Here is a 23,838-nt window from a genome sequence, read left to right as displayed (position 1 = left end):
TTAATGTTAGTTAGTCACTAACGTAAGGGTAATTATTGGCAATAACTATGTTTCTCGTCAGTCCGGGAGTGGATTTTGGTAGGAAAGGGAAATTGCGGGATTTAATTGTAACGTTTATATGGTTAATCCGGGAAATTGATACCAATACCTGGAGCAAGCTGGCAAATTTATTCCCCTCCCAGATGAAAAAAACAAAAGACCGTCCTATCTTGTAAACGACATTGGTCGTCAGACAAAACAAATACGTTATGAAACGGATTATTCTATCATTGGCAGTGGTCTCTGTATTTTTTCAATATACAGCAGCACAATCCCCCTTATATACCTCCGTAGATCCTTTCATCGGCTCCGGTGGAGATGGGCATATCTTTGTAGGCCCATCTACCCCTTTTGGCATGGTAAAACCTGGCCCGGATTGTAAAGGCCATAGCAACAGCGGATATATTGCGGATAAGAAAGCCCCCCTCTTAGGCTTTAGCCAGACCCATGTAAGCGGTACCGGTGGCGGACCAAAATACGGGAACATTCAGATTATGCCTTTCTCCGGCGATTTTGATTCCATCTATCAGGAATCCCCCAGGGGTGAAGAGATCGCCAAAGCAGGCTATTACAGCATACTACTGGAAAAGTGGAAGATCAAAGCAGAACTGACCACCGCCGACAGAGCGTCCTTCTATCGTTTTGTATTCGACAAAAAAGGAAAGAAAGCTATAAAACTGGATGCCGGTTTTTTCCTCGGTGAACCATCTACCCCCGATCCCGATGCACGCGAAGCACAGCAGTTCGTAGGCGCTGAAGTGACAGTCACGGGCAATAACGAGATAAGGGGCTACACCCGCATCAGGGGAGGATGGAATAATGGTACTGCCTATACAGTTTATTTTACCCTGATATTCGACCATCCTTTCAATACCTTCTCCACCTGGAAAAACAAACAATTATATCCCGGGAAAAACACCCAGTTTGACTCCGGCGAAAAGACCGGTGCTATCGCCTATTTTGATGGCACAGCCGGAGATACGATACAGGTAAAGATTGGTATCTCTTACATCAGCACAGAGAAAGCACGCTATAACCTGGATCAGGAAATTCCTGACTGGCAGTTTAACAAAGTACTGGCAGCCACCCAGCAAAAATGGGAGAAACTACTCAACAAAGTAGAGATCGATCAAACCGCTACACAGGAACAGCGCATTATGTTTTATACCGGCCTGTATCATACCATGCTGATGCCTGTGGACAGAACCGGAGAAAATCCTTTATGGATCTCTAATGAGCCTTATTATGACGATTTCTATGCCATATGGGACACCTTCCGTTCTTCCAATCCATTACTCACCCTCATTACGCCTTCACGGGAAGTCAGCATTGTCAATTCCCTCCTCAACATCTACCATCGTGATGGCTATATGCCTGATGCACGCAGTGGCAATTACAATGGCCGTACACAGGGAGGTTCCAATGCCGATGTGCTGATAGCCGATGCTTATGTAAAAGGACTTCAGGGCATTGACTACAACCAGGGACTGCAGGCAATGCTGAAAAACGCCGACGTACCCCCGGGAGGAATTGAAGAAAAAGAAGGCCGTGGTGGACTGACGGATTATAATACCCTGGGCTATGTATCTACACGCTTTGTAAGAGCAGGCACACGTACGGTGGAATATGCATACAACGACTATTGTATCGCCACCGTGGCAAAAGGGCTGCAACAGGATAGGCTGTACAACCGTTTTCTGAAACAATCTGATAACTGGCAGAACTTATGGAGACCCTATGAGAACAATGGTGCTACCGGGTTTATACTCCCCCGAAATTCCGATGGAAGATGGGTAGACACTATTGACTGTAATGTACTGAATGCGCCTGTCAAAAAGATGGAATACAATCCGCTGGCAGTAGATTATCCGCTGTGTGTATGTTGGTGGTGTGCATTTTTTTATGAGGCCAGCTCATGGGAATATTCTTTGTATGTACCACACGATGTGAAAACGCTGATCAGCAAAAGTGGCGGAGAAGAAGCATTCAGAAAAAGACTGGATATCTTCTTTAACAACAAGTACTACAACGTATCCAATGAACCCTCCTTCCTCACCCCCAATCTATATCACTGGATAGGCAGACCGGATCTGAGCTCTATAAGAATACATCACATTATAGACAGCAGTTATAATACATCTGCTGCTGGTTTACCCGGTAATGATGATTCCGGCGCAATGTCTTCCTGGCTGGATTTCCATATGATGGGGCTCTTCCCAAATGCAGGACAGTCTTATTATCTGATCAATGCACCGTATTTTAGTAAGACGGTAATTCATCAGGAAAATGGAAAGGATTTTGCCATCATCGCACATCATCTTTCAAAAAAGAATAGCTATATCAGGTCGGTAAAACTGAATGGGCAGGGTTATGACAAATCATGGATAGAGCACCAGGATATTGTAAATGGAGGAGAACTGGTACTGGAAATGGGAGATCAACCTTCTACATGGGGCACACAGGTGAGACCACCATCAAAATAAAAAACTATTGTAAAGCTTCTGGAATTTTCGGGGGCTTTACAGTATTAATGCTTACGCTCCTGTGCCAGCTCGTGGGGGCTATTTCAGAACTATTATTTTTTAAGCAGACGGCATATAATGAATGCCTAAGGATTAGAAATTGGATTTAAAACTGGTCAGTAAATGCTCTTTCCATCAAATCCTGTTCCCGCTTAGGCAACCCTATTTTCACCGCAATTCTTCGCCAATTACAAACTGCATTTAATACCTGCTCAATTATTGCTTCAGCCTTATGATTGGATACCCGAAAATATGTAATCACTGATCGTACTAAATCCAGGTCCAAAGAATTATCGTCATCTGAAATATTCAGCGTCAGGCCAGTTCCATCCGGAAATGGGTTCACGTCATATACCGGAGAAAGAATCCACCCTTGTTTCGTTAGGAGGAAGCCATGATTGCGCAAATGATCATCTGTATTTTTCATACAAACATTCAATACAATTCTACGCCAAAGCTCTTCAAGATCTTCGTTTACATTTGCGCCATTTCTTATAAGAAACTCTGCCAATTCCAGATAACTTACACCAGTAGTATAGTCCGCACCATCAGTATAACCAAGCATGGTCATAGCTGATGCAAAATGAATTCTTTCACCATTCGGATTGCGATCAAAGCGTTGACTTAAAAAAGTATGATACTTATTGGAAAATTTCTGAGCTTTACATGGTGCCACTTTTATCCCTGCATTCATAGCTATTTCCATTGCGACAGCTTCCCACCCACCAATGTCAACTATATCACCACCACTTGGAAATTTAGCAATCCATAATTGGCCATTAGGATCTTTTACACTTGCTTTAGGGCGTGCACCTCCCAGTGAGGATCCTGGCGCCATCAGCATATTCAACCATTTTAATGCTTCGTCATCATCAAAGTCATCTTGTTCTAATTGAAGACTAGCTTTTTCAAGTTCTCGCAATGACGTCCAGGGCGGTGCCGCTAATTCTTGTTCCCCACTAACAAAACCACCATCCGGGTTTAATTTAAACCGTAATGCACCTATGCGATGTTCATCGTATACGCCTAATAAATAGTCGGATTCGAACAAAGTTGCTTGCTTACGATTCTCTTTCCTTGCTATGATAGCTTCACGTCTTTTCATTAATACCCGGCCCCATCTGTCTGGTGAAGAATCGAGAAATAAACCGAAATTTAGTTTCTCGCCACCACCATACTGACGTCCTGCATAAAATTGAAGATCGGGGTCTAACACCTGACCATTGCCAGATGCAAGCCATTTTTGTTCATATTCGAAAGAAAAAATTTCTTTACCCTTATTATGTACACTATTTAAGGTGCCCATAAGTAATGGCGCTCCATTCAGCCCTTCCCAATCTGCGTATACATATATTGTCTTTTCATTTTGCATTATCTCCTGTTTACTTTGTATTTCGTTTAGGAGCTCTTTGGGGAGTTACCAACCCGGCATCCTGTAACTTCCTGCCAAGCTGATCATCTTCAGCAAGTTTAAGGAAATCGTTCTCTAAGCCTAATACGAACAAAACCATAAAGTAATTGCCGATCGTTACAGAAGGTGATCCTTTTTCAATTTGCCATAGAGTAGCCCGGCTCAGTCCGGCCCTATCAGCTACTTGTTGAGCGCTTATTTTTCGCCTTCTTCGTGCCAGATGAATGTTCTGTCCCATTTGCTCCATCACTCGGCGAGCTCGTGGTAACAAGGGGGAGGATTCCTTCATAATGTTTAATATTATTGACAAAATTAGCGTTTTTGTTTAATATTATAAACATTATAATTTGGGGACTACCTTCCCACTCTGAAATTTCAATATCTTATGCCGCCATATTTCATTCTTCCTATAAAACTGTGCATCTATCTTTAGGAACTGGTGTTCTTTTTCTTCAACATGATACGCATAATCCAACTCTTCATCAATCCTCAATTCCCCTTCCAGACATTTATCTGGGTACCTGGTCAGCTGTCTTTTGATACGTTTTGTCCAGACAGATAGAATATTGGGGGCCGCTGGCTAAGCAATTTTTTAGTCACTTGATATAGGGTAGGCTTATAAAATTATTAACTTTTACATTTTGTTTGATAGATCGCAACCAATAAATATTAATTTTGAAGAAGCTATTCTAACTCAAATATCTTACGATATTCAATTTCCATCTTTTCTATTTCCTGATCAGTCAATTTAGAAAATTGTTCCCTCCTACGCTTCGGGAATATTCCTTTGTTCTGATGTAAAAACAAAATCATCATGTCTATATTCCGATCTGGCATATCTACAATATCCTGAAGTGCCCGCTTTACTTCATCATACCGTTGTATAAACAATAATTCTTCGGGCATATCTTCTTTCAAAGTCGCATGAATTGTTTCTGCCAAATAAATGCTCTGTTCTGTTAAATCGGGGAACCGGTAGTAAGCTTCCACGTCTTCTGAATTCAGGACTTTAATCCCGCCTTCCTGGGTTTTAGTGTATTTAATAATCTGCATTAATGGTTTAGAATAACGCTCAAGTATACTATCATAACCTCTTATATTATTTAACATATGAGCTGACACTGGTATAATGAGTCCCTTAGGAACAACGTTATCATGCACTAATACATCATGAATTAAAAATCGATGTATCCTTCCATTCCCATCTTCAAATGGATGAATAAAAACAAAACCAAATGAAATGACAGCAGCCCTGATTTCAGATGATATTCCAATAGTCTTGTTAGAAACATCCATAAGCCCTGCCATCAGAGACTGAACAAAAATTGGTGGTGGACATATGTAGTGGATCAAATCCAGGTATCCCGGTAAGGACTGTCCGATATAGTTCTGAAAATCTCTAAATCCTTCGGCTGCAAATCTATTATCAATAATAGCGTTCTGCAGCTGTGTCAATCTGCGCTCATCAAGCATTACTTCGGTATCCTCTGTTCCGGCTTGTGTTAGTAAGGCCACAAACTTTTCCATTCTATCGGGAGTTGGTTGCTCCTTTTCTATTTCATAAGAAGATCTTGTTTCCTTATTATATAAGTAATTAATAGCTCTGTGAAAAACTGCTGGCGAGAAATCAATTTTTAACTGTTCAATCTTTGCATTGATGTCTTGCGTCAATAACTCCTTTAGCTTATTAGTTTTTCTTATTATAGGGCAATAAGAAGTTGTTCCTAAAAGATTATTATTAATCCGCCACCGCGTATTCTTTACTATATTTCCGGTGACATATCTATCATCCTCTAATAAATCCACATAATTCCCACTAATGGGTTTCCTGATCGCTAATTGTTTATCAGTTAAAAATTCAAATAAAAAACCTATTCTTTTGGAATATTTGCTCGATGGAGATAACTCAATAAACCTTTCTATATCTTCTATGACAATATTATCAAACACCTTTCTCAAAAAAGGAAGATTCAAATCATCATATTTTAATGAAAATTCCAAATGAGACATTGGAGTGTCTTCATGGGGAGCATACTTTCGGTTATACACCTGCTCTATATTTCCTTTATTGGTAATTTCTATTGAATCATTATTTCCAATGTAGGAACAATGAGTCAATATATACCCAGATATATTAAACTTTTCCTTCAACCATTGATTGCCGGCAGGGCTTGAGACCATATAGTTATGTTTATGGTAAAAGAATACTTAGCACTGTAAAACGATTATTTTAAGCATCTTTTACGGTAAAACGATTATATTTGGCTAAATTTACAGTAAAATGATTACTTTATGCAATTTTTTAGGAAAAACGATTATACCTCGAATGACCAACCTTATCTACTAAATATTTAGTTCGCGCACCTACCGCCAAGCAAAAGCCCTCCTGCTTTACCTTTATCTCAACTTACCCCTTCTTCACTATATATTCAAACAAATAACGGGAAGTCAATGAATTATTCACATCCAAAAAATCCCCCCCCTACAGCTGCGGCCTCATTCAATGTAAACCGTACATTCGTCCTATATGCTGCTTCTTGCTGACATTCCCATCCAAATAATAATATTCCGAAGTAAAATCCCTTATATAATGTCCCGGCCGCTACACACTTCTACCATGACATTTCCAGCCTGGATGTAATAATGGATATGGGCTGGATCGTCACATACGGTACCCCTACAGAAATGAAACTCCAATTAAGCATAGCCGCACAGGGAGGTTCAAACACGGCTGTAGCTGATTTATCAATAGGAGTAGATATCGTAGATGAAGCTTATACAAAAATGCAGGAAGCTGGTTTGGTCATTGAATATGGAATCGTGAATGAACTATGGGGCGTACGCCGCTTTTACGTACGTGACCCTTTTGAGAAGCTTGTAAATATCCTTGCTCATATAGATTAAAAGAGAAAATGCTTAATATTACGCTTCCCATCCCTTATACCAATGACAAAATCACTTAAGGAATACACTACTATCTTCCAAATAGTCATTTTAGTTATCTTTTTGGCATTGGGATTTCAGGAAGATATTGAACTGATAGGAACATGACGATATACTATACTGCAAGCGGCAGATTCAGCCCGTGGAATGGAGATACATGGGACACCTATATTAAGTGGACTAAATTATCACATCTAACAGAACTGATTTTTCTTAATTGCCATATGGAGACATCAAACAATTGGAATTAACGCAACATGAAAAAAAGCACATCAGTAAGGCTACTCACCATACAGGAAATCATGGTTGCTGCCGGGACTAAACATGGCAAAGAATTCAATATTTTCAACAACGGCGAACTTGGAATAGAACCGGAAATATCCATTCCATTTCTTTTAGACCATTATACAATTATCCTTGTCACAAGTGGAAAATTGAAAATGCGCTTAAATCTTGTTGAATACGACATTCCTACTAATTCCCTCATCATCTGCAACCCCAATATGATTTTTGAGTTCTTAAGCGACATGCGCAAATGCACTTTCATAGCCGCTGATTTTAGCGCAACGCTATTGGCAGAAACTGCGTTGAATAAAAAATACATGGATGGATTTGGTATTTACACAAGACAACATATACCCGTACACGGTCTCAACCAGATGGAAGTCCGCAGTATTAAAGCCATTATGGACCTTCTCGCCATCAAAAATAAATTGCCCAAAGAACACCCTTTTATCAGTGAACTGCTCCTTAATCTATTCAGAGTATTATTTTTCGAAGTTGCCTCAGTATTGCATGATAAAATAGCTGCCCAACAAATTCAGTTAAACAGTAAAGAAGTACTGGTAAAGAAATTCTATGCAGAGCTGACATCTAACTTTAAAAAAAGAAGGAATGTTGAATTCTATGCTGAAAGATTAAACGTCACTCCCAAATATCTCACTAAATGTGTGAAAGAGATTTTTGGTAAATCAACCAGCGAAGTCATTACACAAATGGTCATTGTAGAAGCCAAATTTATGTTAAGCGACCTCTCTGACCCCATCAGTAAAATCGCAGAAAGGTTAGCATTCAGTGACCAGTTCTTCTTTAGTAAATTCTTTAAAAGAGCCACCGGCATCAGTCCCAGTGAATATAGAAGCCTGGTGTCGGTTTAATTACCCCAAGGAGTGAAATAGACATATACTGGAGCAATATGGCCATTTGTTGACACCACTGCAAATTGCAACTTGCAGTAGAAAAAAGCAATGTTATGGCCAGAGCTAAATTAGCAAGGAAGTCTACATCAGTTGATATGACAGCAATGTGTGACGTGGTGTTCCTTCTCCTGAATTTCTTTATTATGACGACCACCTTTAAACCGGATGAACCTGTTGCAATCGTTACACCTTCTTCTATAAATACATCACTCTTACCTGATGCGGATGTCATTTTAATTAGTATCGATAAAAACGGACGTGTATTTTTCGACATGCAGGGTCAGGGCCAACGGCAAAAGTTAATTCAGGATATCAATGATCAGTTTAAACTGGGATTATCAGATGCGCAGATCATTAACTTTACAATGGGGGCATCAGTAGGAACAGATCTTAACCATCTGAAAGAATACCTTTCTTTAAAATCTAATGACAGGAAAAAATCACCGCTTGAAAAAGGGATTCCAACTGATTCAACCAATAATGAATTAGTAACCTGGATTGAATACGGCAGGGCAGCTCAGACCAGTAATATCAAGCAATTGAAATATTGTATCAAGGCGGATAATGAAACACCTTATCCGGTAGTGAGGAGAGTACTGGATACTTTTAAGGAGAAAAATATACAACATGTGAATCTGGTCACGAATCTGGAAGCAGCTCCGGAAGGGACGGCAGCGGCGGTAAAGAGTTAACGAAGATGACTTTCTGATTCGACACAAATATTCACTCAGACAACTGTCAAATGCACAAGCATTCACTCAGACAGCACTGTCTAATTCAACATAAGCATTCACGTAGATAGCCTCCACAAACATTTGTTTCTGTTTTCTAAGATTACAGGGACAAATGTTTCCCTCATTTACTCCAATCTCACTTCCCTGACCGTTTCATTCCCCGGCAAATCCACCGCCACCACTATTATCTTACCACCCGGTGGCTGACTCGCTACCTTATAATACCAATCCACGCCATTCCTGCCTAAAACAGCGGCTCCTCTATCCACTATCACACCATCAGCATCCACCACCCGTATTTCCACCGCTGCTACCCTAAATTCATCCTTCGCAGTCACTACCACAGTCTCTTCTTCAAACCGGATATTCTGCACTTCCGGAGACTTATAAGCATCCTTCACCGCCATATTATAAGCATTCTGCCCAGGCCCTGCCAGCGACTTATAATAAGCCTTCAGGTCGGGATCTTCCAGGATCGCCAGGGCATAAGCCGCCGCTATCTTCATCTTATACCTGGCTTCCAGCTGCTTTATTGTCGGCTTATTCTTCGACGGACCGCGTTTTTTGGCAATAATAATCTGCCCGTTCCTTTCGTAAATCGTGAGTTGATCACCGAGAGAGCCTCGGATGCATTGGAGGAGTATGTTGTCTTTTACAAGAGCCATAACAAACAGTTTTGAGGTTATAAAATCAATAATAAATATAGTTATGCTAATATAGTGAATCTTTATCACTATATCAATATTAATATATCATTAAAAGGGCACTTCAATATCAAATCGATATTGAGGTGCCCTTTTAATGCCCTTATAATGACCTTATAGAAGTATAGTTATGTTATATTGTATTTCCCCTTACCTTCACCTTATTAAACGCATCTGTTGATCATATTCCATCTGGGCCGCTCCGGCCATTTTTGCTTACTGCTCCAGTAGGCTGACATTCCTTTATCAAAAAATCAACATGCAACCACATACCACTATCGCCGTTATCGGTGGCACCGGTAAATCCGGCCAATACCTCGTAAAAGCTCTCCTTCAACAAAACTTCGCCGTGCGATTGCTAGTCCGCAACCACGCTATAAACGACCCGCGAATCACATTAATTCAGGGAGATGCCAGAGATCTAACAGCAGTCAAAACACTCGTAGCAGGAGCCGATGCCCTTATCAGCACCATCGGACAACGGGGCAATGACCTGCCCATATTCAGCGCAGCCACTGCTAATGTGATGCAGACACATATTCAACGTTATATTGTGACTACCGGATTAAGTGTAAATACCCCAAATGATGAAAAAAGTCCATGGGTAACACAGGCTACAGATTGGATGTATCAACATTACCCCGCCACCACCAGCGATAAACAAACTGAATACGAATTATTGCAAAATAGTCAGCTGAACTGGACAATGTTCCGGCTGCCGTTAATTGAACTGACTGATGATAATACCGGCGTGACCGTTAGTCTCACTGATTGTCCCTCCGGTAAGATCAGTGCGACCAGCCTGGGAAACTTTCTGGTGAGACAGCTGGGTGATCAAACATACTACAGGACTGCACCATTTATAGGTAATGTATAACAATAAGAGCGTGTATCAAATTAAGATACACGCTCTTCATTCGGCTACCGGATAGATCCGGATTTTCATTTATTAATGATAACCAACTCTTATTCTTAATTCAGCATCATACTTTTCCTTTTTTTCCAGATCTGACAGTACCTCATACGCCACTGCCACATATGCCAATGCCTCTACATGATCCTCCGGTGGCTGAAATCGCATCACTTCATAAAAGCGTCCATCATAAATTTCATCCTGCACTTCGGTAAAATCAGGAATATTAAGAATAGCATAATAATTCAGCGATGACCGTATCAAATTCAGATGATCTTGTAATGCAAGATCATATCCGGGCTTTATTTCCGGATCGCCCAGTATATTGTTGGCCAGTTTTAGTGCTTCCAGTGCAACGGTATCGTCCATCTCAAGCAATGCTTTATAATTATACTCAAAGGATTGAATAGCCATTTCCATAGGCGAAAAATCAGGTAGGCCCAGGGTCCTGTAATAGTTGGTAAAATTCATGGATGTAGGGATTAATTTTATTTCTTCAGCAAGATAAATTATTATTTTTAACTGTTATGGTTACTCAGAAATTTTGCATTGCATTACTATTGACATGCCTCTCCACCGCATGTCTGGCTCAACAGCCCTCTATATTTCTTGCTGATCCGACAATATTCAGTGACCAGGGAAAATACTTTTTATACGGCACCGGTCATCCGGATGGATTTCCTGTTTACGAATCGAACAATCTCAAAACCTGGACACCCGTCCCCCATCGCCTCGCCCTCACACGAGGAGACGCCTTTGGCACACAAGGGTTCTGGGCGCCGCAGATCTTCCTGTACAAAGGAGTTTATTACATGGCCTATACCGCGAATGAGCAGGTCGCTATCGCTAAGTCCGCCAGTCCGGCCGGACCATTCACACAGAGCAGATACAGCTTCGTTTCAATGGTTGCAGGAGCAATAAATACATACTCCTTCGCACATTCAACATGCCCAGAGAGGGTTGTACCTCTCTCCATTTATTCCCTGCTATCTGGTATATCATCTACACTATAATAGATCTCCAATCCCATTTCCTTCGCTTTTCTCACATCTTCATCCGCGCCATTGGATGCACCTTCTATCCTCAGCACGGCATCACATTTTTCCAACATCCTATGTGCAACAGGATACTGAATTTCTTCCCATGCTGCATCACCGGGTTTTGTAGAACCTGCCAGATGAATTAATGGCAATGCCAGCCACTCTCCGATAAATGGGATATGTCCTTTTCTGAATATGGGCAACGCTACCGACTCCAGCCTTGACAGGTTTGCTTTCATCAATGTAGGGTCATCATTCGTCCCGCTGCGATAAGGACCTGCTATTAAAATTAACATGATTCTCTTTTTTACAAAAAAACCAAGAATTCAGCATACTGGACTTAAGGTAGATTAAGTTATTTGTCCCGAAGTTGTTTTTTGCGGATGAGACTCAGGAATTCAGGGGTAATACCAAGGTAAGAGGCAATTTGCTTTTGCGTTACATTACTGGCAATATGAGGATACTTGTTGATAAACCGGGCGTACCGTTCTTCTGCATTGAGGGTCAGGTTTTCAATACTACGCAGCTGTTCCCTTGTATAAGCGTTTTGCATCAGTATGCGGAAAAAACGTTCAAACTTTGGGATGGCCGTTAACAAATGATCAAAATTGACTTTGCTTAAGTTGAACACACTACTTTCTTCGATCGTTTCGATGAAAGTGATAGCTGGCTTTTCATTGAGAAAGCAATACATGTCTGTCAACCACCAGTCTGTCATAGCAAACATAATGGTAGACTCCTTCCCTTTTTCATCCAGACAGTAGGACCGCAAAGCACCGCTATGAATATAACTGAGTTGATTACAGGACTGCCCTTCTGCCAATACAGTCGTCTTTTTGGGTATCTCTTTATAAACCAGCAGGGAAATAAAATAGTCCTGCTCTTCTTTGGTGAGCACAATATGCTTAGCGATACTTTTTAAAATGGCATCATGTATTTCCATGTGCAAGGAAGGTAACAATTTACCTATATTTGAACAAATCCCTGTAATATGAATTTCTTCGAGCGACTTTTTAACAACCCGGCTAATACAGACCATTTGGCGCAGTGCCCAAGATGCCTTGGCAAAGGATATGTAGACATGGATGATATAAAAAGGCTGAAAAATGAATTGAAATGGCGACCTGGTAAATGTGCCTATTGTAATGGAAAAGGTAAAGTAGAACCGGCACTGATAACCAAGGTGGCTGCGGATGAGGCTTACCTGACGGTAGATGAATCTAAGCGGGAAAGAGACCTGTTTATGGAGGGCGATCCGGCTGCTGTGCGAAGGGGGGAACTATATAAAGAAAATGTGGATCGCTGGATTCATCAAATCAAAGAGATGTATTTTGAAGAGTGCATGAGCGTGGAAGAAATAGTGGCAGCGATCCTGCAAGGCAGACCGGGAGTGGGTGACAAGGAGGTGAAAGAGTTACTGGTGTATGTTCAAAAAGTGATCGATTCTGCTACGAAGAATTAACTAAGTTAGATAACTCTTCTATAGCCATGCAGGATGACGGCATAACCTCCAACCAAAATGTATTCTACATTATGATTGTTCATCGAATTGATATTTACCGCAAATGAATGTCACTTTTGCTCATGAATGGGAATTGCATGTCGCGCCAATGATTGAATTGTACGAATGGGTTAGGATACAACAACAAATCATCGATAAACAGGAAACAAAAAACGAAAAGCTGGAACAGGACAAAATAGTTCCGCTGTTAGACCTTTTGGAAGAAGGAGAGGATGCTGAACACAAGGATCCTACTAAGCTTGCTTACTTTTTTACTTTACTGGAAAACGCAAAAGATGGACTTAGTGAAGATCCCAAAAGCCTTGCAATTGTAAAGCGTCAGATGATAGGAGAAATGATAAATCTTGGCCTTAAATCAGAAGATGTATTTAACCTGCTGGATATTTTACATCCTCCCCAGGAAGACTCAGATAAAGAAAAAGAAGAGAAAAAAGGAGAAAAAAAGTAAGAACCCAAATTTTTTCATACTCATCCACAAGGTTCAGTACTTTACATAGCAGACCCTTTAGTAGCCAGACGCTTGCAATAAAATAAGTGAAGACTTCCCGCATGTTACCATTGAAGACTCAAAGAACTTACTACTCCTCACAACGGAACGAAGCACCAATAGCAGACCATTCTTTCAATTTACTGAAAATGCTTCCCCATCGTATCCTTCTGGTGTTTCCATAACTCCTGAAAGATCGGACTATTATTCCGAAGATGTTCAAATGTTCCTTCATCCACAATACGCCCCTGGTGCAACACATACACATAGTCAAATTGTGGCAGCAGGTGCAGGCGATGAATAGAAGAGATCACAGCCTTATCTGCAAATGCCGCAAACAGCTTATTGTAAATCATGACTTCCGTCTTAGGATCTACACTACTGGTAGGTTCATCCAGCAATACCACTTCACTTTCACGTGCCGCGAGTATACCTCTGGCCAGCGCCAGTCGTTGTTTTTGTCCACCGGATAGGTTCACCCCTTTTTCACGGATATCCGATTCCAGGCCCATAGGCAGCTGGCTGATCACATCTGTAAAATGCGCGTTTTCACATACTGCATGTATATCAGCTTCGCTGAAAGGCAGCCCCAGGGTCACATTGTAGGCAATGGTATTCTCAAAGATCTCAGGCTCCTGTGGAAAGAGGGTCACTGTTTCATTGAGCGTATCCAGGTCGTATGCCATTCCATCTACTGTCAGTTGCATACCCGGGCGCGGCTCATATAGTCCTCTCAATAAGGATAAGAGCGTACTTTTACCACTGCCACTTTCTCCTATCAGTGCTATCCGTTTACCACGGGGTATACGGAGGTTCAGGCCATGCAGACTTTGTGGTCCATGTTCGGCATCGTATTTTTCTCTGTGAGAAAAGCTCAGGTCTCTTATCTGAATCTCCTGCCAGGTGTGCGGCAGGTCTGTATGTGCATCAGGGCGGTGTTGTTGTTTGAATGCGCTATCAATATTGGCGGCAGTTTGTACAGAGGTATTGTACTGTGTAATATCTGTATACTGCCAGGCAAAATCGTAGAACACGCTGGTGAATTGGTTCACATATCCCAGTAGCGTAACGAGGCCAGCTACATAAAATACCGTTCCCTGTTTCCTGTTTTGCAATACGTATCCTACCGCTATTACGCAATAAATAAGGGTGATCAACATATCAGCCACAAACCATTTCCATTCATTGATCCGGACGTTCTTTTTAAATGGAGGTAGTATCAGGGCTACTTTTGATAATAAGCCAGTTTCCATGCTCTTTTCCAGACGCAGGGTAATTACCGTCATGATATTGGAAAGACTATCGAACAGGGTCGAAGAGACCACATGCTCTCTTTCATTCACCTCATCCAGTGTACGAATAAAAGGCTTGTCAAATTTAAAGATCACCCAGATGGTGATGGCACCGAGCACAACACCGATGGTACCAAATAATGGCGAGAAATAAACGATGGCAATGACAGAAAAGATCAGTTTCCCAATAGCTCTTAAATACATAAAGCCATGATCGAAGAAGGTCTTTAGGGCTTCGTATGCCTTACGGATACGATTGATGGTGGCGCCACTATGGTGATCCTGGTGCCATTTTACGGGCAGGTGCAGTACCTGGTGATATCGGGTATGGAGGAAGTTACGGCTCAGGTTAAAAGCAAGGTCCCGTTCCATTACACGGGCAGGGCCGTGGAAGCACCATTCCAGTACTTTTAGGCCAAAATAACTGGCGGCGTAAAGGAAAGCGAAGTGTAATACCTGCTGAGTATCCTGTTGGATCTTATTGATAAACCATCCCAGCAGCATTGGGTATAATGCGTAAATAATAGCAGAAACTGTAAACATGGCATACACCAGTAAATATCTCCTCCTCTCCTTTCGTGCGTAATGCCAGGCAGTGCGCAGCAGGGAGATATATGGGTTGGCCATAGCGATAAAATTAGATATGATGCAAAGATATAAAAAATAATGTGCTGTATATTTGCGGCACAAACAATATGAAATGGAATCAAAAGATCCTCTACACGGCATTACGCTTGAGAAATTGCTTACCCAACTGGTAGATGCTTATGGGTGGGATGAGTTGGGGTACCAGATCAGGATCAACTGCTTTATTAGTAATCCTTCGGTTCAATCTTCTCTCAGGTTTCTTCGCAAAACACCGTGGGCAAGAACAAAGGTGGAAGAGTTTTATAAAGATGCGCTGAAAAGTGGGAAGGTGAAATAATTAATTCATCTTCCTTTGCTATGAATGCTCCTTTCTTTGCAAATAATATCAATTCATACATCCTCCTTCGCAATTTATACTCACCTTTCGCAAAATGAGCTGCGCTAAATCCGTAAAACTCTCTGCGCAAACCTCGTAAAACTTCCTTCGCAAAACTCACCAACCACACCCACCTCTCTCCGCAAAACCGCCCCCACAAAAAACTCCATACACCAAAATAAAATTCCCCTCAAAAAACAGCCATATTCAAACCGCCAATACACCCGAGGCTGCAGCGAATTGCACTACATTCATATATAGAGCAAATTATTGACCAAAAAACCCTACGCATGAGACAAGTTCTACTATTCGTCACTGCATTACTATGCAGTACCCTATCTTTTGCCCAAAACTACTGGAGACCCCACACCGACGGTGCCAGAATTACCCCCGACAAATCCGTATCCCGCCTCGCATTTCCAGCCGAATACAAACTATTCGACCTGGATCTGACACCCCTGCGAACCGAGGCATTCAGAGCTGTCGGCAATACTGCCACCCATGGAACCATCATCTCCCTGCCCAATGCAGACGGCCAGATTGAACAATTCGAAATCGTTGAAGCTTCCAATTTCGAGCCTGCCCTGCAAGCGAAATTTCCTGATATCAGGGCATTTTCAGGAAAAGGTATCACCGACAAATCCGCTATCTTAAAGCTGAGCATCTCCCCACAGGGAATACAAACGACTGTATTCCGTGTGGAAAAAGAAACTGAATTTATCGAACCCTATTCTTCCGATCACACTGTCTACTCCGTGTTTAAAAAGCAACCAAAGGCATTACCCTGGAAATGCGGAACGCCTGAGCAAAAACTGGTTACTGACCTGAGTAATAGCGTTGCCGCCCGCTCTACCGGTGACCTGAAAACATTACGCCTGGCTCAATCCGTGACCGCTGAATACTCCAATTATTTCGGTGCTACCAGTTCCAGCCAGGTTGCATTGGTGCTCGCCGCTGTCAATGCCACACTGACCCGTTGTAATGGCGTGTATGAAAAAGACCTCGCGCTCCATCTGAACCTGGTCTCGACCACGACCAATGTATTTTATTACAACGCCTCTACCGATCCGTATTCCAACGCCAGCACAGGCGCCTCCGGATCCTGGAACAGTGAGTTACAAAGTACCCTCACCTCTGTAATCGGCGCTGCCAATTATGACATCGGTCACCTGTTTGGTGCATCCGGTGGTGGTGGTAATGCCGGTTGTATTGGTTGTATCTGTGTCGATGCTTCAAAAGGGAGTGGCTTCACCTCTCCTGCCGACGCTATTCCACAGGGCGATAACTTCGATATCGATTATGTAGCACATGAAGTAGGCCACCAGCTGGGTGCCAACCATACTTTCTCTTATGGCAATGAAGGTACCGGCGTCAATGTGGAACCCGGTTCCGGTATTACTATTATGGGTTATGCTGGTATTACCAGCTATGACCTGGCACCACACTCGATTGATATCTTCCATGCCGTTTCTATTGGACAAATTCAGACAAATCTTAGCAGTAAGACCTGTCCAACCACTACCAGTATCTCTGCCAATAACGCAACTCCTGTAGTAAGTGGAGGTAGTAGTTATACCATCCCAATCAGTACCCCATTTGCACTGACGGGTTCTGCTACCGATGCCAATGCCAGCGATGTGCTCACTTATTGCTGGGAACAGACTGACAATGCCTCGTCTTCACAAACAGGCAGCAGCAGCGTAGCCAGTGCGAGTAAAGCATCTGGTCCTAACTGGATATCCTTTGCACCGACTACTACTCCTACCAGGTACTTCCCAAAACTGGCCACTATCCTGGCAGGTAGTTTAGTATCCGGACCATTGACCGGTGGCGATGCAAGTGCGAATACGGAAGCACTGAGTTCTGTGTCAAGGACTTTGCATTTCCGGTTAACTGTAAGGGATAATGCACCTTATAGTTCGACTTCACCGGTGTCTGTCGGTCAAACGAATTATGCGGATGTAACGGTAACCGTTTCAAATACATCAGGTCCGTTTGCAGTAACGGCGCCTAATACCGCTGTATCATGGGCTGGCAATTCATCCCAGACCATCACCTGGAATGTAGCCAGCACCACCGCATCACCAGTGAGCACAGCCAATGTAAAGATCTCCCTCTCTACCGATGGTGGTACGACCTTCAGCACACTGGTTGCAAGTACGCCGAACGATGGTAGTGAGGTGGTAACGATTCCCAATACCCCCACCACTACTGCCAGAATAAAAGTAGAAGCTGTTGGCAATATCTTCTTTGATATTTCTAATACCAACTTCACCATCACTGCCGGTACGGGTTGCTCTGCACCAACAGGGTTAACTTCCTCTTCAGTGACAACTACATCCGCTACCGTAGGATGGACAGCTGTAAGCGGTGCGGCATCTTACAAAGTAGATTACAAAGCTACCTCATCCAGTACATGGATCAGTGCAGCGACTGCTACAACTGCTACTTCTGTAAGCCTGACCGGTTTGACCCAGGGTATTACTTATGACTACAGGGTAAGAACCACCTGCACCAGCGATACCAGTACGTATACTGCTGCACAGTTTACCACCATCTCTACTGATAGCTGTAATGTGCCTACCGCGCTGACAAGTGCTTCTGTTACATCTACCGGAGCTACTGTAAGCTGGACGGCTGCAAGTGGTGCAACAAGTTATAGCGTTGACTATAAACTGAACTCGTCTTCTACCTGGACAAGTGCGGCGACTGCCACTACTGCTACTTCTGTTACCTTAAGTGGCTTAACATCGGCTTCCCTGTATGACTGGAGAGTAAGAACCAATTGTGCAAGTGGCAGCGGTTCATATATTGCAGCACAATTTACGACCCTCACAGCTTCAGGTTGTGCTAATACATTGGATAATTCTACCAATGGCACGACCTCAGGTGCTGCTACCATTCCATTTAATACAGATGTTACTGGTCTGATCAGCCCAAGTGGAGACGTGGATTATTATAAATTCGTGATCACTACCAGTGGTACAATTACCATTACTTTGGGTACATTGCCTGCTGATTATGACCTGAAACTGTATAACAGCTCAGGTACACAGCTGAATGTTTCACAGGCATCCGGTACGACGAGTGAAAGCATCAGTCGTACAGTCAGTGCAGGTACTTACTATGTACAGGTATATGGTTACAATGGTGCGAATAGCGCAACTACCTGTTACACCCTGCGGGTAGCATTGGGTACTGCCACCCGTTCCGTTGACCTTACCAGCGATCAGGACAAGGTGCAGGTATATCCAAATCCTGCCAATAGTGTGGTGAACATTAACCTTGCTGGCGTGAAAGGGAAATCAGAAGTAAGCCTGTTTGATATAAACGGCCGTCAGGTAATGCGTCGTGAAGTGAATGCGGCAAATTTACAGCTGGATATTTCTACATTAACTCCAGGTGTGTATATAATAAGAGTGAAGAATGGAACAAAAGAAGTGAGTACGACGAAGATCATTAAACAATAATATCTTCAAAAGGTAATATGCCCCCAAAAAGCTATATGCTTTTTGGGGGCTATTTTTTTATTGATACATCTTCTTTCTTATTATTTTTGAGGATGCCCGATATTGATTTTATGTACAACTCCTTACTACTAAGACTACGCCCCGAAGATGTAGCCCATGCTGGCAGGAAATGGTTTTCGGGAAAAATATTGAAAAATTAGTTGGTATAGCTCAGTGGCAGAGCGCCCGGCCCTTATTCGGGTGGACACAGGTTCGAGTCCTGTTATCAGCACCTTTATAGACATCCCTATAAATATTAAAAAGCTAATTGAGAAATGAGACACTATCGATTGTACATGTTACTCCTGCTGAGCGCATTTACGCAATGTACCAATGCTCAGAAAAAGGTTTTGCTAAATGGTTCACTGTCGCCTAATAAGGTTTACAAAACCGAAATGAATAACCAGATGAACATGGTCATGAACATGAGCGGAGATTCAGCGATGATGGAACAATTAAGTGCCAGCGGCATGAAAAGCCCGATGACCATGACGATGAACCAGGGTATGTTTATGACCACCAAAACCGGTGCCACACAGGCAGATAAGAAGATCCCTGTGACGATCACCTATGATAAAATGAGCGTTACCACCAATATTGGCGGACAGGAAAATACACAGGAAACCAACCCGTTTTCAGATGCAGTGATAAAAGGTACAACCGAAGGGGATGGAAAAATCAAGGTAGATACGATCATTGGTAATCTGGATGAAGGTATGAGAGCCAATTTGAAAACCATCGTCAACAATATACAGGCGGCAATCAAATTTCCTGAAAATGAATTGAAGATCGGTGATTCTTTTGACCAGGAGACACCGCTGGTAATGCCTATTGCGCAGATGCAGGTGAAGATGAAAGTGCATGCGAAGTATACGCTGAAGGAGATCAAAGGGAGTAAAGCGATATTTGATCTGAAACAGGATATTGCTATGGATATGAGTATGACAGATACGCCTTACAAGATCACAGGTACTGGTAGTGGAACAGGTATGATGATTTTTGATATAGACAAGAAGATGATGGATAAGTCTGATGCAGATACGAAGTATAAGATTGATATGGAGATAAATGGAATGAAGATGGATATGGATTGTAATGCGAAGACGAGTGTAAAAATGGAAGTAGAATAATATTTAAAAGAGCCTGTATCATAAGAAGAAGTGCACCCACAATTTCAGACACTTTTAGGGGTACTTAAAAGAAAAGATACAGGCTCTTTTTTATTTGGGTACCTGACGGAGCCATGTATCGTTTTAAACGATTCTAATGACGTTATTTTATTTTTGAAAACATGCTAATAGCGCAATATACCCAATAACGCCGGACCACTTTCCGGCCAGCGCATCATTTAGAGAAATAATGAAATGAACAATTGTTGGGCCATTCCCTAATATAACAAATTAATGGCTCCGTAATAAAACATAATGATTGAAGATATCTATATATCTCTATTCTAATTAGTTAGAAAACCCTGATCACCATCATGGTTTAATAATTGAACCTTGCCTGTCTTAATTCTCCGGCTGTTATTTCATCAGATACCGGCTCAAAAATGGCGGTTGAATGCCATTTATTTTCGCACCCTCTGTTGACAAGTTTTAAAACGCTTCTTCTACCGAACAGGTATTTTGCACCCGAAATAACCCATTAAAAACCATGAATTACGTTATCAAAAGAAATGGTGAGTTTGAACCTTTTAAAGCATTTAAGATAAAAGATGCGATAGAAAAGGGGTTCATCGGTGTGAATAAAAAACCTGATGAAACAATCTGCCAACAGGTCACGGCTCAACTGCTGCACAAAGAAGTGTGGTCAGTAGAAGAGATCCAGGATATCATCGAAAAAGAATTGTTTGCACACAGTCACTTTGAAGTGATGCGGGCATTTATGCTATACAGGCACACCCGTAAATTACAACGGGAACATGTACATGGCCTTACGCCATCTACTACGCTGGTGGATACCACACAAACGATTGAAGAATACATCACTCAGACTGACTGGCGCATCAATGCCAATGCGAATACTTCTTATTCCAACGCAGGACTGGTGAACAATGTAGCTGGTAAGATCATTGCCAACTACTGGCTGGATAAGGTATATTCCCAGGAAGAAGGTTATGCACATCGCAATGGTGATGTTCACATCCATGATATCGACTGCCTTACAGGATACTGTGCCGGATGGAGCTTGCGTGCATTACTGAATGAGGGTTTCAATGGTGTAAGAGGACGTGTGGAAAGCCGCCCTCCAAATCACTTTCGCGAAGCACTGGGCCAGATGGCGAACTTCCTCGGTATTCTCCAAAGCGAATGGGCCGGCGCACAGGCTTTCAGCTCTTTCGACACCTACCTTGCCCCGTATGTTTTTAAAGATGATCTTCGCTATGAAGATATCCTGAAAGCAGTCAGGAGCTTTGTATACAACCTGAATGTACCTGCCCGCTGGGGACAATCTCCGTTTACAAATATTACTATCGACTGGACGGTGCCGGAAGATTTGAAATTACAGTTCCCGACCAAAAAAGATATACATCTTTTTGATGGCATCACTGATCCGGTTATTTTACAGAAAGCCAAAGACAGAGGGGTGGATCAACTCAGCGAACTGACCTACATTCATTTCCAACCTGAGATGAACCTGATCAACAAAGCGTATTATACTGTGATGACAGAAGGCGATGCCAATGGGCAACCGTTTACCTTCCCGATCCCTACGGTGAATATCACGGAAGACTTTGACTGGTATGGTGAGAATACAGACCTGTTGTTTGAAAACACAGCACGTATCGGGTCTTCTTACTTCCAGAATTTCATCGGTAGTCAATACATCTTTGATGACAATGGCAATCGGGTAGAAAATCCGAATGCTTATAAACCCAATGCAGTGAGAAGCATGTGCTGCCGCTTACAGCTGGATCTGCGTGAATTATTAAAACGTGGTAATGGGCTGTTTGGTAGTGCAGAAATGACAGGAAGTATTGGGGTAGTGACCATCAATATGGCGCGACTGGGATACCTGTACAAAGGGGATCAGCATGCGATGTACAAGCGATTAGATTTCTTACTGGACCTTGCTAAATCAACGCTGGAAAAGAAAAGAGTGTTTATACAGGATATGTACGACAGGGGATTATTCCCGTATACAAAACGCTACCTCACACATTTCCGGAATCACTTTTCTACGATTGGAGTGAATGGTATCAATGAAATGATCAGGAACTTCACCAATGATCAGGATGATATTATTTCCGAAACTGGTCGTGAAATGGCTGCTGATATACTGGAACACATCCGTAAAAAGATGACGCAGTACCAAACTGAAACAGGCAACTTATACAACCTGGAAGCCACGCCTGCAGAGGGTACTACATATCGGTTTGCGAAAGAAGATAAAAAACGCTTCCCGGATATTATACAGGCGGGGATGGATAGTAATATCTATTATACCAACAGTTCACAGATCCCGGTGGATTATACAGACGATCCGTTCGAAGCACTGTTATTGCAGGATGAACTGCAATGTAAATATACAGGAGGCACCGTGCTGCATTTGTACATGAGAGAGAAGATCAGTACGCCTGAAGCATGTCGCAACCTGGTAAAAAAAGTATTATCACAGTTTAGGCTGCCTTACATCACGGTAACACCGGTGTTCAGTATATGTCCTGAACATGGGTACCTTTCAGGTGAGCATGAGCATTGTCCGATATGTGAAGATGAAAGCCAGAAATGCCTGGTGTATACACGTGTGATGGGTTATCACAGACCGGTGGAGAGTTTCAATATCGGTAAAAAAGGGGAACATAAACAAAGAGTGCATTTTACGGAAATGATCCATTGTGAGTAAGCCTATTCATAGTATTACGCCTTTTACATTACTGGATTATCCGGATAAGACAGCCTGCATACTTTGGTTTGCAGGCTGTAATATGAGATGTGTGTATTGTTATAATCCGGGGATTGTGCACGGGAAAGGGAAGCTTAGCTATGAAGATGCGCTGCGGTTTTTGCGTAAGCGGAAGGGGTTGTTGGATGGAGTGGTATTGAGTGGTGGTGAATGTACGTTGCATAAGGAGTTGGTGACGTTTTGTGAACAGGTGAAAGAAGAGGGGGTTTTGGTGAAGGTCGATACGAATGGGTCTAATCCTTCTTTAATGGCTGATTTGATGAAAAATGGATTGATCGATTATGTTGCGCTGGATTACAAAGCACCTGTTTATAAATATGAGGCGATCACACAGTCTTCATTATATGAGCACTTTGAAGCGACGTTACAGTTGTTGATGAATGGAACGATTCCTTTTGAAGTGAGGACGACGGTGCATACTTCATTACTGCATGAAGCGGATATTCAGGAGATGGTGGATGTATTGGCTGATAAAGGGTATATAGGCAAGTTTTTTATCCAGCATTTTATAAATGATACAATTACTCTTGGCAACCTTGCCAATACAAGAAATAGAATTGACCCTGATAAGGTTTCCAGGAGTAATTGTATCGAGTTGGTATTAAGAAATTAAGATTGCTAACAAGAACCTACGATTCGGTAATATGCAG

General features: G+C 42.3%; 21 protein-coding genes and 1 tRNA gene. 14 read left to right on the top strand and 8 right to left on the bottom strand.

The features are described 5' to 3' along the window. Window positions 1–248: 248 nt before the first annotated feature. A complete protein-coding gene (locus tag BW716_RS23415) occupies window positions 249–2,522 on the top strand; it encodes a GH92 family glycosyl hydrolase (RefSeq protein WP_083726574.1) in 2,274 nt (757 codons plus the stop codon). 145 nt (window positions 2,523–2,667) lie between these two features. On the opposite strand, the gene BW716_RS23410 is transcribed toward BW716_RS23415, so the two are convergent. From BW716_RS23410 to BW716_RS23395, 3 genes are all read right to left on the bottom strand, one after another. Beyond that, complete coding sequence (locus tag BW716_RS23410; protein ID WP_083726573.1) at window positions 2,668–3,933, bottom strand: type II toxin-antitoxin system HipA family toxin; 1,266 nt, start codon at window positions 3,931–3,933, stop codon at window positions 2,668–2,670. Window positions 3,934–3,943: 10 nt separating this feature from the next. After that, window positions 3,944–4,261, bottom strand: a complete 318-nt coding sequence (locus tag BW716_RS23405; protein ID WP_083726571.1) for a helix-turn-helix domain-containing protein — start codon at window positions 4,259–4,261, stop codon at window positions 3,944–3,946. Between the two features lie 395 nt (window positions 4,262–4,656). After that, window positions 4,657–6,153, bottom strand: a complete 1,497-nt coding sequence (locus tag BW716_RS23395; protein ID WP_083726569.1) for a Fic family protein — start codon at window positions 6,151–6,153, stop codon at window positions 4,657–4,659. Between the two features lie 504 nt (window positions 6,154–6,657). Between BW716_RS23395 and BW716_RS23390 the strand changes: the two genes are divergently transcribed. The 3 genes from BW716_RS23390 (at window position 6,658) to BW716_RS23380 (ending at window position 8,806) form a co-directional block, all read left to right on the top strand. After that, window positions 6,658–6,876, top strand: coding sequence for a hypothetical protein (locus BW716_RS23390; RefSeq protein WP_220388816.1), 219 nt, complete (start codon window positions 6,658–6,660; stop codon window positions 6,874–6,876). A gap of 296 nt (window positions 6,877–7,172) precedes the next feature. Beyond that, the gene (locus BW716_RS23385; protein ID WP_083726567.1) at window positions 7,173–8,072 is read left to right on the top strand and encodes an AraC family transcriptional regulator; all 900 of its coding nucleotides are present in this window, start codon (window positions 7,173–7,175) and stop codon (window positions 8,070–8,072) included. Window positions 8,073–8,167: 95 nt separating this feature from the next. Then, window positions 8,168–8,806, top strand: a complete 639-nt coding sequence (locus BW716_RS23380; RefSeq protein WP_083726608.1) for a biopolymer transporter ExbD — start codon at window positions 8,168–8,170, stop codon at window positions 8,804–8,806. 167 nt (window positions 8,807–8,973) lie between these two features. Here the strand turns inward: BW716_RS23380 and BW716_RS23375 are convergent, their stop codons facing one another. After that, window positions 8,974–9,513, bottom strand: coding sequence for a hypothetical protein (locus tag BW716_RS23375; protein ID WP_083726565.1), 540 nt, complete (start codon window positions 9,511–9,513; stop codon window positions 8,974–8,976). A gap of 298 nt (window positions 9,514–9,811) precedes the next feature. Between BW716_RS23375 and BW716_RS23370 the strand changes: the two genes are divergently transcribed. Further along, window positions 9,812–10,429 carry an NAD(P)-dependent oxidoreductase gene (locus BW716_RS23370; RefSeq protein WP_083726563.1) on the top strand — a complete coding sequence of 206 codons (618 nt, stop codon included), beginning with the start codon at window positions 9,812–9,814 and terminating at the stop codon, window positions 10,427–10,429. Window positions 10,430–10,501: 72 nt separating this feature from the next. Here the strand turns inward: BW716_RS23370 and BW716_RS23365 are convergent, their stop codons facing one another. Continuing rightward, window positions 10,502–10,936 (bottom strand): hypothetical protein, encoded by a 435-nt coding sequence (locus tag BW716_RS23365; RefSeq protein WP_083726561.1) that lies wholly within the window; start codon window positions 10,934–10,936, stop codon window positions 10,502–10,504. Between the two features lie 56 nt (window positions 10,937–10,992). Between BW716_RS23365 and BW716_RS23360 the strand changes: the two genes are divergently transcribed. After that, window positions 10,993–11,478: a family 43 glycosylhydrolase gene (locus BW716_RS23360; protein ID WP_083726559.1), complete on the top strand. Its 486-nt coding sequence runs from the start codon at window positions 10,993–10,995 to the stop codon at window positions 11,476–11,478. On the opposite strand, the gene BW716_RS23355 is transcribed toward BW716_RS23360, so the two are convergent. Then, window positions 11,442–11,801, bottom strand: a complete 360-nt coding sequence (locus BW716_RS23355) for a DUF4406 domain-containing protein (protein WP_083726557.1) — start codon at window positions 11,799–11,801, stop codon at window positions 11,442–11,444. The genes BW716_RS23360 and BW716_RS23355 overlap by 37 nt on opposite strands. A gap of 59 nt (window positions 11,802–11,860) precedes the next feature. Next, the gene (locus BW716_RS23350; protein ID WP_083726555.1) at window positions 11,861–12,448 is read right to left on the bottom strand and encodes a Crp/Fnr family transcriptional regulator; all 588 of its coding nucleotides are present in this window, start codon (window positions 12,446–12,448) and stop codon (window positions 11,861–11,863) included. Between the two features lie 48 nt (window positions 12,449–12,496). Between BW716_RS23350 and BW716_RS23345 the strand changes: the two genes are divergently transcribed. Together BW716_RS23345 and BW716_RS23340 are read left to right on the top strand one after the other, a co-directional pair. Beyond that, on the top strand, window positions 12,497–12,967 hold the full coding sequence (locus BW716_RS23345; protein ID WP_083726553.1) for a hypothetical protein: 471 nt from the start codon (window positions 12,497–12,499) through the stop codon (window positions 12,965–12,967). A gap of 103 nt (window positions 12,968–13,070) precedes the next feature. Then, window positions 13,071–13,475, top strand: a complete 405-nt coding sequence (locus BW716_RS23340) for a hypothetical protein (RefSeq protein WP_143708992.1) — start codon at window positions 13,071–13,073, stop codon at window positions 13,473–13,475. A gap of 179 nt (window positions 13,476–13,654) precedes the next feature. On the opposite strand, the gene BW716_RS23335 is transcribed toward BW716_RS23340, so the two are convergent. Continuing rightward, window positions 13,655–15,433 carry an ABC transporter ATP-binding protein gene (locus BW716_RS23335; RefSeq protein WP_083726549.1) on the bottom strand — a complete coding sequence of 593 codons (1,779 nt, stop codon included), beginning with the start codon at window positions 15,431–15,433 and terminating at the stop codon, window positions 13,655–13,657. 73 nt (window positions 15,434–15,506) lie between these two features. Here BW716_RS23335 and BW716_RS23330 point away from each other — a divergent pair, with 73 nt between their 5' ends. The 6 genes from BW716_RS23330 to BW716_RS23305 all read left to right on the top strand — a co-directional run bounded on the left by BW716_RS23330 (window position 15,507) and on the right by BW716_RS23305 (window position 23,801). Then, window positions 15,507–15,731 carry a VF530 family DNA-binding protein gene (locus BW716_RS23330; RefSeq protein WP_083726547.1) on the top strand — a complete coding sequence of 75 codons (225 nt, stop codon included), beginning with the start codon at window positions 15,507–15,509 and terminating at the stop codon, window positions 15,729–15,731. Window positions 15,732–16,060: 329 nt separating this feature from the next. After that, window positions 16,061–19,240: a zinc-dependent metalloprotease gene (locus BW716_RS23325; protein WP_083726545.1), complete on the top strand. Its 3,180-nt coding sequence runs from the start codon at window positions 16,061–16,063 to the stop codon at window positions 19,238–19,240. A 199-nt stretch (window positions 19,241–19,439) separates the two neighbouring features. Continuing rightward, window positions 19,440–19,511: transfer RNA gene (locus tag BW716_RS23320), tRNA-Lys, on the top strand. A gap of 43 nt (window positions 19,512–19,554) precedes the next feature. Then, window positions 19,555–20,409, top strand: coding sequence for a hypothetical protein (locus tag BW716_RS23315; RefSeq protein WP_143708991.1), 855 nt, complete (start codon window positions 19,555–19,557; stop codon window positions 20,407–20,409). 526 nt (window positions 20,410–20,935) lie between these two features. Further along, window positions 20,936–23,128 (top strand): ribonucleoside triphosphate reductase, encoded by a 2,193-nt coding sequence (locus BW716_RS23310; RefSeq protein ID WP_083726541.1) that lies wholly within the window; start codon window positions 20,936–20,938, stop codon window positions 23,126–23,128. Beyond that, on the top strand, window positions 23,121–23,801 hold the full coding sequence (locus BW716_RS23305; RefSeq protein ID WP_083726539.1) for an anaerobic ribonucleoside-triphosphate reductase activating protein: 681 nt from the start codon (window positions 23,121–23,123) through the stop codon (window positions 23,799–23,801). The genes BW716_RS23310 and BW716_RS23305 overlap by 8 nt, the downstream gene beginning before the upstream one ends. The last annotated feature ends 37 nt before the right edge of the window (window positions 23,802–23,838 follow it).

The sequence above is a fragment of the [Flexibacter] sp. ATCC 35208 genome (genome assembly GCF_001975825.1).
GTDB lineage: Bacteria > Bacteroidota > Bacteroidia > Chitinophagales > Chitinophagaceae > Chitinophaga.
Note: the sequence above shows the minus strand (reverse complement) of the source record. Positions and strands in the feature narration are given on the sequence as shown.